At 44.9% G+C, this 10,941-nt stretch carries 13 protein-coding genes and 1 pseudogene; 4 read left to right on the forward strand and 10 right to left on the reverse strand.

The features are described 5' to 3' along the window. Positions 1-216 precede the first annotated feature (216 nt). The 10 genes from FTT75_RS14715 to FTT75_RS14760 all read right to left on the reverse strand — a co-directional run bounded on the left by FTT75_RS14715 (position 217) and on the right by FTT75_RS14760 (position 8,410). Positions 217-636, reverse strand: a complete 420-nt coding sequence (locus FTT75_RS14715; protein ID WP_005094544.1) for a F0F1 ATP synthase subunit epsilon — start codon at positions 634-636, stop codon at positions 217-219. A gap of 26 nt (positions 637-662) precedes the next feature. Then, on the reverse strand, positions 663-2,057 hold the full coding sequence (gene atpD, locus FTT75_RS14720) for a F0F1 ATP synthase subunit beta (RefSeq protein WP_004280997.1): 1,395 nt from the start codon (positions 2,055-2,057) through the stop codon (positions 663-665). A 26-nt stretch (positions 2,058-2,083) separates the two neighbouring features. Then, positions 2,084-2,953 carry a F0F1 ATP synthase subunit gamma gene (atpG, locus tag FTT75_RS14725; RefSeq protein WP_180101398.1) on the reverse strand — a complete coding sequence of 290 codons (870 nt, stop codon included), beginning with the start codon at positions 2,951-2,953 and terminating at the stop codon, positions 2,084-2,086. Between the two features lie 89 nt (positions 2,954-3,042). Then, entirely contained in the window at positions 3,043-4,587 is a 1,545-nt protein-coding gene (gene atpA / locus FTT75_RS14730; RefSeq protein WP_180040461.1) for a F0F1 ATP synthase subunit alpha, read from the reverse strand. A gap of 43 nt (positions 4,588-4,630) precedes the next feature. Next, a complete protein-coding gene (locus tag FTT75_RS14735) occupies positions 4,631-5,167 on the reverse strand; it encodes a F0F1 ATP synthase subunit delta (RefSeq protein WP_005173826.1) in 537 nt (178 codons plus the stop codon). Between the two features lie 12 nt (positions 5,168-5,179). Beyond that, positions 5,180-5,650: a F0F1 ATP synthase subunit B gene (locus tag FTT75_RS14740; RefSeq protein ID WP_005173825.1), complete on the reverse strand. Its 471-nt coding sequence runs from the start codon at positions 5,648-5,650 to the stop codon at positions 5,180-5,182. Positions 5,651-5,689: 39 nt separating this feature from the next. Further along, entirely contained in the window at positions 5,690-5,935 is a 246-nt protein-coding gene (atpE, locus tag FTT75_RS14745; protein WP_000424060.1) for a F0F1 ATP synthase subunit C, read from the reverse strand. 85 nt (positions 5,936-6,020) lie between these two features. Next, on the reverse strand, positions 6,021-6,896 hold the full coding sequence (gene atpB / locus FTT75_RS14750) for a F0F1 ATP synthase subunit A (RefSeq protein WP_005094552.1): 876 nt from the start codon (positions 6,894-6,896) through the stop codon (positions 6,021-6,023). A 110-nt stretch (positions 6,897-7,006) separates the two neighbouring features. Beyond that, positions 7,007-7,399, reverse strand: a complete 393-nt coding sequence (locus tag FTT75_RS14755; protein WP_005173819.1) for an ATP synthase subunit I — start codon at positions 7,397-7,399, stop codon at positions 7,007-7,009. Between the two features lie 174 nt (positions 7,400-7,573). Beyond that, a complete protein-coding gene (locus FTT75_RS14760; protein ID WP_180186767.1) occupies positions 7,574-8,410 on the reverse strand; it encodes a metal ABC transporter solute-binding protein, Zn/Mn family in 837 nt (278 codons plus the stop codon). Positions 8,411-8,556: 146 nt separating this feature from the next. Here FTT75_RS14760 and FTT75_RS14765 point away from each other — a divergent pair, with 146 nt between their 5' ends. The 4 genes and pseudogenes from FTT75_RS14765 to FTT75_RS14780 form a co-directional block, all read left to right on the forward strand. Next, positions 8,557-9,054, forward strand: a complete 498-nt coding sequence (locus FTT75_RS14765) for a transcriptional repressor (protein WP_180186769.1) — start codon at positions 8,557-8,559, stop codon at positions 9,052-9,054. Next, positions 9,036-9,818: a zinc ABC transporter ATP-binding protein ZnuC gene (znuC, locus tag FTT75_RS14770; RefSeq protein ID WP_005173813.1), complete on the forward strand. Its 783-nt coding sequence runs from the start codon at positions 9,036-9,038 to the stop codon at positions 9,816-9,818. The genes FTT75_RS14765 and znuC overlap by 19 nt, the downstream gene beginning before the upstream one ends. A 3-nt stretch (positions 9,819-9,821) precedes the next feature. Next, positions 9,822-10,622, forward strand: a complete 801-nt coding sequence (znuB, locus tag FTT75_RS14775) for a zinc ABC transporter permease subunit ZnuB (protein WP_100329705.1) — start codon at positions 9,822-9,824, stop codon at positions 10,620-10,622. A 3-nt stretch (positions 10,623-10,625) separates the two neighbouring features. Continuing rightward, positions 10,626-10,814: pseudogene (locus tag FTT75_RS14780) on the forward strand (DUF523 domain-containing protein); the annotation flags it as partial. Between the last annotated feature and the right edge of the window lie 127 nt (positions 10,815-10,941).

Below are 10,941 nucleotides of genomic sequence, written 5' to 3' on the forward strand. Positions count from 1 at the left end.
CCTATTTAAGTGATGTGCTGAAAAGGTTGCCAACACATAAAGTGCCCCAAATAGAAGAATTACTACCTCACCGCTGGAAACCTGAACCCCGTTAAAACTTGGCGATGGCGTTCAGCGGATGCTTACTGAACACATATATAAAAACAAACATGATAAGAACCTATGAACCAAAAAAAACCACCCTTTCGGGTGGCTTTTTCAATCTCAAACCGTCTCTTATTGAGCGCGGTTTTTGATTTTGCGGATCGTTTCCAGCTGTGCAGCAGTTTCTGCAAGAGCAGCCAATGCAGCAGCAGAATCCAAATCGCTCTTTTGATTGGCAAGCAATTGTTCAGCGTGTTTACGCGCTTCAATAATTGCCGCTTCATCCAAGTTGTCGGCACGGATTGCAGTATCTGCAAGAACCGTAACAACATGCGGTTGAACTTCTAGAACACCACCAGATACATAGATCAACTCTTCTGTACCGTTTTCCAAAATAACGCGGATCGCGCCAGGTTGGAGCAAAGTTACCAGCGGAGCGTGACCAGGCATAATACCTAACTCACCGCCAGCACCTTTAGCAATTAGCATAGTTACAGTGCCTGAGTACAAAGACTCTTGAACACTTACAACGTCACATTGCATAGTCGCCATGAGAATCTCCTAAATTAGGGAACTAATTAAAGTTTCTCAGCTTTAGCAATCACTTCGTCAATACCACCAACCATGTAGAACGCTTGTTCTGGGATGTGATCGTATTCACCAGCTAGAAGACCTTTAAAGCCACGAATCGTTTCTTTAAGAGATACTAATTTACCAGGAGCACCAGTAAATACTTCAGCTACGTGGAACGGTTGAGAGAAGAAACGCTGGATTTTACGCGCACGGTAAACAACCAGTTTATCTTCTTCAGCAAGCTCGTCCATACCAAGAATCGCGATGATGTCTTTAAGCTCTTTATAACGTTGCAATACGTTCTGTACAGAACGTGCAATTTCATAATGCTCTTGACCAACAACTAACGGATCTAATTGGCGTGAAGTTGAGTCTAGTGGATCGATCGCTGGGTAAATACCAGAAGATGCGATGTCACGGCTCAATACAACAGTTGCGTCTAAGTGAGCAAACGTTGTAGCAGGCGATGGATCTGTCAAGTCATCGGCAGGTACGTATACCGCTTGGATTGACGTAATAGAACCAGACTTAGTCGATGTAATACGTTCTTGAAGAACACCCATCTCTTCTGCAAGTGTAGGCTGGTAACCTACTGCAGATGGCATACGACCTAGAAGTGCTGATACTTCAGTACCCGCTAGTGTATAACGATAGATGTTATCTACGAACAATAGTACGTCACGGCCTTTACCGTTTTCGTCTTTCTCGTCACGGAAATATTCAGCCATGGTCAAACCAGTCAACGCTACGCGTAAACGGTTACCCGGTGGCTCGTTCATCTGACCGTAGACCATTGCTACTTTGTCTAGAACGTTAGAATCTTTCATTTCGTGATAGAAGTCATTACCTTCACGAGTACGCTCACCAACACCAGCAAACACAGATAAACCTGAGTGAGCTTTCGCGATGTTGTTGATCAATTCCATCATGTTTACAGTTTTACCAACACCGGCACCACCGAACAGACCAACTTTACCACCTTTAGCGAACGGGCATAGCAAGTCGATGACTTTAATACCAGTTTCTAAAAGGTCAGTAGAAGCTGCTTGTTCTGCATAAGAAGGTGCAGAGCGGTGAATTGGTAAACGCGCTTCAGTCGCAACAGGACCAGCTTCGTCGATCGGGCGACCAAGAACGTCCATGATACGGCCTAGAGTCGCTGTACCTACTGGTACAGAAATCGGCGCGCCAGTGTTAACTACGTTCAAACCACGCTTAAGGCCTTCAGTAGAACCCATTGCAATAGTACGAACTACGCCATCACCAAGCTGTTGCTGAACTTCTAAAGTAGTTTCAGTACCATCTACTTGGAGAGCGTCATAGATCTTAGGAACGCTGTTGCGTTCAAACTCGACGTCGATAACCGCGCCGATGATCTGAATGATACGACCGCTATTCATTGCTGTCTCCTCAATTCAAAATAATGTTAAACGGCAGCGGCACCACCAACGATCTCAGAAATTTCCTGAGTAATCGCGGCTTGACGCAGCTTGTTATAAATAAGTTGCAGGCTCTTAATGATCTCGCCTGCGTTGTCTGTCGCTGCTTTCATAGCGACCATACGTGCAGACTGCTCACATGCGATGTTTTCAATCACACCTTGATACACCACAGACTCGATATAGCGAACCAACAAGCCATTTAAAAGCTCTTCAGCTTCAGGCTCGTAGATATAATCCCAACCGTATTGACGGTTAAGATTCTTGTCTTCTTCAGCAGCAGCCAAAGGAACAAGTTGTTCGATCTTTTGATTTTGAGTCATGGCATTGACAAAGCCGTTTGACACCAGATAAATACGATCTAACTCGCCTTTATCATACGCATCCAACATCACCTGTACAGAACCAGATAACTGCTCAAGACTTGGAGTATCGCCTACGTTTGTAGTCGCACCAAGCACTTTACCGCCGTAGTTTTTAAAAAACGAAACCGCTTTTTGACCAATTAAAGCAAATTGAACTTCAATTGACTGCTCTTGTTGCTGCTGTACGTGTTTAACCACTTTTTTGAACAGGTTAATGTTCAAACCACCAGCAAGGCCACGATCTGAAGACACAATAATATAGCCAACGCGCTTAACCGGGCGTTCAACCATATAACGGTGTTTGTATTCAGGATTCGCTTGGACCAAATGAGCAATTACACGGTGCATATTTTCGGCATACGGACGGCCTTGAGCCATGCGCTCTTGCGCACGACGCATCTTAGAAGCTGCTACCATTTGCATCGCTCGAGTAATCTTCTGCGTGCTCTTGATACTAGCTACTTTGGCGCGAATTTCTTTTAAATTTGCCATACGCTTAACCTAGTATTCGAAAGCCCTTGCGAGCTTCCGAAGGTTGATTCCGTGAACCAAACCAACACTAAATTCAACTAAGGTTGAACTTAGTAAGTTTGAGTCGCTTTAAAGCTTTCAATACCTGCTTTGATTGCAGCTTCGATGTCTTTGTTGTAATCACCAGAGGCATCGATTTGTTGCATTAACACAGCATGTTCTGAACGGAAGTAAGAAATCAACGCAGCATCAAAGTCTACGATTTTCTTCACTTCAACGTCAGTCATATAACCTTCGTTAGATGCATAAATTGAAACAGCTTGGTCAGCAATTGAATATGGAGCATATTGTTTTTGCTTCATTAATTCAGTTACACGTTGACCATGTTCAAGTTGCTTACGAGTTGCTTCGTCAAGATCAGAAGCGAACTGAGCAAATGCTGCCAATTCACGGTATTGCGCCAAAGCAGTACGGATACCACCAGACAATTTCTTGATGATCTTGGTTTGCGCTGAACCACCAACACGAGATACAGAGATACCCGCGTTCACAGCAGGACGAATACCTGCGTTGAATAATGATGTTTCAAGGAAGATCTGACCATCAGTAATCGAAATTACGTTGGTTGGTACGAATGCAGATACGTCACCCGCTTGAGTTTCAATAATCGGCAATGCAGTTAATGAACCAGTTTGGCCTTTAACTTCACCGTTAGTGAATTTCTCAACGTAGTCAGCAGATACACGAGAAGCACGTTCAAGTAGACGCGAGTGTAGATAGAACACGTCACCTGGATAAGCTTCACGACCTGGTGGACGGCGTAAAAGCAATGAAATTTGACGATACGCAACAGCTTGCTTAGACAAGTCATCATAAATGATTAACGCATCTTCACCACGGTCACGGTAGTATTCACCCATTGTACAGCCAGAGTACGGAGCCAAATACAGCATTGCTGCTGGATCAGATGCACCTGCTGCGACAACAGTGGTGTACGCCATAGCGCCAGTTTCTTCCAGCTTGCGTACTACGTTAGCGATAGTCGATTGTTTTTGACCAATTGCTACGTATACACATTTAATGCCAGAGTTTTTCTGAGCGATGATCGCGTCGATCGCCATTGCTGTTTTACCAGTTTGACGGTCACCAATGATCAACTCACGCTGACCACGGCCTACAGGGATCATTGTATCTACTGATTTATAACCAGTTTGTACAGGTTGATCCACTGACTGACGCCAAATTACGCCTGGTGCTACTTTTTCAACAGCATCAGTTAATTTAGCATCGATCGGGCCTTTACCATCAATCGGGTTACCCAAAGCATCGACTACACGGCCTAAAAGTTCTGGACCAACCGGAACTTCTAATACACGACCTGTGCAACGCGCTTTTTGACCTTCTTGAAGGCTTAAGTAGTTACCTAAAACAACGACGCCCACTGAATCCTGTTCTAGGTTCAGTGCCATACCATAAAGGCCGCCGTCGAATTCGATCATTTCACCGTACATTGCATCAGCAAGGCCGTGAATACGCACAATACCGTCGGAAACCATAACAATGGTCCCTTCGTTCTTAGCGGTTGCGCTGGTGTCCAGATCGCCGATACGCTGTTTAATGAGCGCACTGATCTCGGATGGATTCAGTTGTTGCATTGCGCTATACCTCAATCTTTTTAAAGTTCAGTCTTCTTATTTCTTAAGCAAGAAGACGAGTACGCATTTTCTCAAGCTTGTTAAGCGCAGAATCATCTATCACTTGGTCGCCTGCACGAATAACTACACCAGCAATAAGCTCTGGTTTCACTTCTACAGAAACACTTACTGCAGCTTCGAATTTCTTCTCTAATGCATGCGTCAGTAATTGTTCCTGAACAGAAGTTAATGGGAATGCTGATTCAATCACAACATCCACAGTATTATTATTCTGTGATTTGAGCTGTTCATATTCTGCAGCAATTTCAGGAAGAAGCGTCAAACGGTTGTTTTCAGCAAGCAATGTCAGGAAGTTAGACACTGCTGCAGTTTGGTCTTCACCTAAAACTTTGGCAAAAAGAGACACCTGCTCAGCAGGTGTAAGCTCCGGGCGATTTAGATAAGCTGAAAATGCTTCGTCTTGCACCGCAGCACTGAGCAATTCAAGTGCAGTTGACCAAGAGTCAGTTGCACCCTGCTCAGAAGCGTAAGCAAATGCTGCTTTTGCATAAGGGCGTGCTAACGTCAAGAGTTCAGCCATAATCTGCCTCTCTTAAAGTTTAGCAGCCAGCTGAGTCAGCATGGCATTGTGAGCTTCTGCATCAACTTGCTGGCTAAGAATTTTCTCAGCACCAGTCACTGCAAGAGCAGCCACTTGTTGACGCAATTCTTCGCGAGCAGAATTGATTTCGGTATCAACAGCTTCTTTCGCTTGTTGACGAATACGCTCACCTTCAGCAGATGCTTGAGTACGCGCTTCTTCTACCAACTGTGCTGCACGACGGTTCGCTTGTTCGATCAATTGAGCCGCTTGTGCTTTTGCCGTGTCCAGTTCAGCTTTCACTTGTGCTTGCGCATCTGCAAGGTCAGCTTTCGCTTTTTCAGCAGCATTTAAGCCATCAGCGATACGACGCTGACGTTCACTAATCGCATTGATTAGTGGTGGCCATACAAACTTCATGCAGAACGCGACAAAAATCGCAAACGCAATCGCTTGGCCAAACAATGTGAGGTTGATATTCATTGCAAATTCCTCAAATAGTGAATTTCGGAATTAAGCTGATTAACCTACAAATGGATTAGCGAAGATGAAGAACAAGCCAATACCAACACCGATCATAGGCACAGCATCAAGAAGACCTGCGATTAAGAACATACGAGTTTGAAGTTGCGGAGCCAATTCTGGTTGACGAGCAACAGCTTCAAGGAAACGGCCGCCTAGAAGACCAAAACCAATCGCAGTACCTAAAGCACCGAAAGCGATCAAGATAGCAGATGCAATTGCAACTAGACCTAAAGTGAGTTCCATGATAATTCCTCAGAGGTTAGGTTTTATACCAAATTAAGTTAAAAAATTGTGTGCCCAACCATCCGTTGACAGTTAGGCAATACCATTAATGCTTTTCGCTTGCCATACTCATGTACACGATAGTCAACATCATGAAAATGAATGCTTGTAGCGTAATAATCAAAATGTGGAAAATCGCCCAAGGCACAGACAACGCCCACTGGATCCAGAACGGTAATAACGCGATAAGAATGAAGATTAACTCACCCGCATACATGTTACCGAACAGTCGTAGAGCCAATGAAACTGGTCGCGCCAAGAAAGTGGTCAATTCCAACAATAAGTTGAATGGAATCAAAAGCACTTTAGCAACTGGGTTACTTGGGTTAAATGGGTTAAGTGCTAACTCACCAACGAAGCCGCCAACACCTTTCTCACGAATACTATAAAAAATGATCAAGAAGAATACAGAAATAGACATACCGAGGGTAACGTTTGGATCTGTAGTCGGAACAATTTTAAAGTAAACCTGATGAGGGTCTACACCCAGCATAGAAGCAATCGCGTGTTGAGCTACATAAGGAATAAAGTCAACAGGGATCAAATCCATCAAGTTCATGAGGAAAATCCACACGAAAATGGTTAAAGCTAAGGGTGCAATTAATCGAGACTTCCCGTGGAAGGTATCACGTACACTTGAATCTACAAACTCGATAATCATTTCAATTGCAGACTGGAACTTGGTAGGAACACCAGCATTAGCCGCTTTCGCAACCAACCAGAATAACAAACAGAAAATCAGACCCAGTCCGATAGACCAACCCATTGAATCCAAGTGAATAGCAGTGAACCCCATCTGTTGAGCTTCAGCACCGCTCTCGGCCAATTTCCATGTACCATCTGGCATTTTGCCATAGGTCATGTTGGTCAAGTGATGCTTGATATACTCGGTCGAAGTAAGGGCATGTTCTTCAGCAGCCATAAATCACACCTGGTCAATGTCAAAAAACTAATAGAACAAACGAATATCGCGTGCTGCTTGATATCTCGCCTGCTCCTGAAAAACTTTTCAATTTCTTGTTGTGTCTATACTCATTTTTGTAGACGTGACGCCCAAAACGGAGCGACCCACGACATGGCTTGAACAAGTATAAAACCACAAAACAACGCCACCGCTGACAACGGTTCGACATTGCTTAAAATTAAAATGAAACCAACAATCACAATTGCAAACTTTCCCATTAAGCCTTTATACATGTTCGAAAGAACTTGTTTAGACGCGCGGGCTCCTGCTGCTCGAAACGATTGCCACGAAAAATAACAAGTCGCGAGCCAACAAACGAGCGCACCTAATGCTGCACTCAGGGCTGCGGTTGAGTCTTTCACGACCCAGCCGATCAAGGCTGAAACAGGGATCATACAGGCTTGCAGGAGGACCAAAGCTTTCGCTAATCGTCGGTCAATCAAGCGACTAGTTCGGCTCATTATTTATTCACTCACAGCAATCATGCTTGACAAGTTTAACAGGTGATTATTTTTAATCGCAGGCATTATAGAGTTACACCCCTGAACATGCAATCTTTTCCCGACCTTAGTCGTGTTTTTTTAAATCGGGGCAATGCTGTTAAACTAATCAAAATCTGTCTATTTTTTAAATCATTAGCGTGCATTTAATACGCACTTCTGGGTTTCTGCTGCTAATTGCTGCCAGGCTTGCACAAAGTCCCCTGCCCCGCTCATGCTTTCATCGACATGCTGAAACACCACCGGTTTAAGTTTTCGGTACTGATTTTCACTGGCATGCCCTTCGGCCAGAAGGCACATTTTAGGCTGTGGACGATGATCCTGTAAGAACTTGATTTGAGCCACAGTTGGCGAGACATGTGGATCATCGGTCAGTGCGCCCATGAACTTCAGATTCAAGGGACGTTCCAGATATTGATAGGCATCATGATACGACCAGTAAGCTTTGGCTTTAGTGCTGGAACTATAACGCTGGGCCGTCGCAAACATGCTTTGCGCAAAGTCGCGTGCATTTTTCCAGTACAGTTCACGGTTCTCCGGCAATTGTTGCGAACGCAGCGCCGCAATAAAGAAGCCAATCCTTACGGCATTATTTGGATCGAGCCAGACATGCGTATCAATGGTATTTTTTAAGGCCTCACCACGCGGGTTACGCATCGGCAATGTGGTCAAAATACCGGATTCCAAAATAGCGATACCTTTATGACTGTCATTCAGCACTTTGGCCAGCGGTGCTTCATGCGCCTGACCCAGCCAGATCACCAGACCGGCATCCTGAATGATTTTACGATGTGCCGGGGTCAGACTGACATCATGTCCGCTCTGATTGGCCAGTAATAAAGTCGGCTGTTCCACGCCCTGGGTAATTTTCTTGGCAATCAGATAGATCGGCTGAGTCGAGACCACCAGACTTTGTGACCAACTGAATGTGCTGAACAAAGCCAAAAGACCCATTGCAAGGAGACGGAACATGAGTAGAAATCACTTAAAAACGAGAAAATTAGTAAGTGTTATAATATAACAAAAATACAAAAATACCTATGCCCAATCGAAACTCTGAACGCTTCATGTTAAGATTTGAAATCTATTAATTTTCAGTTTCGCACTTGAGGTGAACTATGGGTTCTTGTTCGCACGAACACCACAACGCATTGCACGGCGTGCACGACCATCCCAATGTCGCACAACGTCTTGCTGAAGCGGAAAATCTTTGTGCAGCAACAGGCGCACGCCTTACCCCTTTGCGTAAAGAAGTGCTGGAACTCATTTTAAATGCGACTGGCCCGATGGGGGCTTATGATTTACTGGCACAAATGAAAAATGCCAGTGATCGTCCTGCGGCGCCACCTACGGTATACCGAACTCTGGATTTTTTATTGGATAAAGGGCTGATTCACCGCCTGACCTCGATCAATGCCTATATTCCTTGTTGCCATCCACGTGAAGGGCATCAGGCGGCTTTTTTAATCTGTACCGAATGTAAAGCGGTGACAGAAGCATCAGCGCAAGGTCTGCTTGACCAACTTGATGCACTTGCAAGCTCGGATGACTTTAGCGCACATCACAGTATTATTGAAATTTCAGGAATCTGTCAGCAGTGTCGCAACAAAGCTTAAGTGCCTCCCCACTGATTCAGCTCTCCCAGATCTGGGTCAAGATTGATGAGCGTGATATTTTAAAAGCCATTGATTTTTCATTACAAGAAAAAGAGATTGTCACGCTGATTGGCCCGAATGGTGCAGGCAAGTCGACTTTAATTAAAGTCATGCTTGGCATTTTAAAACCGCAATCCGGTGAGATCAAAACTGCACGTAAACTGAAATTCTCTTATGTGCCGCAAAAATTCAATCCATCGCATAGCTTGCCGCTGCGGGTCAAAGATTTACTGGCGCTGGAAAAATGTCCATCCAAAATCAAAACTGAAATTATTCGCGATACTGGCATTAGTAAACTGCAAGATTCCAAAGTTCAACAACTCTCAGGCGGTGAGCGTCAGCGGGTGCTCTTGGCACGGGCCTTATTACGCCAACCCGATATTCTGGTACTGGATGAACCGATGCAAGGTCTGGACATTCAATCCGAAGCTGAACTGTATGAATATGTGCGTAACTTGCCGGAAAAATATGGCTGTGCCGTATTAATGGTGTCACATGACCTGCAATGGGTGATGCAAGGGACGACTCGGGTGGTGTGTCTAAATAAGCATATTTGTTGCAGTGGCCTGCCAGAAAGCGTACAGCAACATCCGGAATATCAAGCGATTTTTGGCACCAATCGGGTGTTCTATCAACATCATCATGATCATTGTGCGCATGGCGATTCTGCTACGCCGTGTCAGCATGATACGCGCCCTCATATTCACCCCGAGCCGGAAGCTTAAACCATGATGGATTGGTTACAACTCCTTTTACCTGCATGGATTATGGGCACGCTACTGGTGTTTCTGACGGCACCGCTAGGCTGCTTGATGCTGTGGCGTCGTATGTCATTTTTTGCTGATACTATGGCACATGGTACTTTACTAGGTGTTGCGATTGCAGGCGCCTTAAGTCTACCGCTGTGGATGGGCGTGACCTTCTTGGCATTATTGCTGGTTGCCATTCTGTGGGTGCTACATGATCCCCGCCTCCCCAATGATGCCCTGCTTGCACTGTGTTCAGCGACCTTACTTTGCTCGGGTTTATTGTTTATTCAACATTTACCAAGTTTAAGACCTGAACTGCTCAGCTATTTATTCGGTGATCTACTGACCATTTCCTGGACGGACTTGCCCACGTTTGCCATTGTGATCATTCTGGCCTTAGGTGTTTTATATAAAAGCTGGCAAGCCCAGATTCAGATCGCGATTGATCCGGATATGGCGGTCAGTGAAGGGGTAAATGCCAAATGGCAACGCCTGATCTTTATGTTGCTATTGGCACTGTTTACCGTACTGGCTTTACGTGCAGTCGGTTCCCTATTGATGGGTGCATTGTTGGTTATTCCTGCTCTGACTGCTCGCCTTTTGGCAAACTCTCCACGCCAAATGGTGATCTGGGCATTCGTGATTGCACAGATTGGCGTGACAGTAGGCCTCTGGTCGAGCGCAGGCCTTAATACTTCAACTGGGCTGACCATTGTGCTGACCATGGCAGTGTTATTTGCAATGATGTTTATCTTTCAGAAATTTAAAAAGCTGAGCTAGGACATGGGGACTAAACGCTACTTTGTGAGTGCCTGTTTGCTCGGTCAAAAAGTTCGTTACGATGGCAAGGATTGCCTTGTCAAAGAAGTGCTCGAATCTTTAGTTCCAAATCAATATATCAGTCTGTGTCCTGAAATCTCAGGTGGACTACCGATTCCACGTCCACCTGCCGAAATTCAAAATGGTTCAGGCAGAGGTGGTCCCACTTGTTTGAACAACTAAAAGCTTATTTATAAGTGATATTCTGCTCTAGTTAAGCTACCTTATTTTGTTGTGGTAGCTGGTCATAGTAAAACTCATCTGGAGTCATTTTGTCCAG

The sequence above is a fragment of the Acinetobacter sp. YH01008 genome, from assembly GCF_013420435.1.
In the GTDB taxonomy this organism is placed as follows: domain Bacteria; phylum Pseudomonadota; class Gammaproteobacteria; order Pseudomonadales; family Moraxellaceae; genus Acinetobacter; species Acinetobacter pseudolwoffii.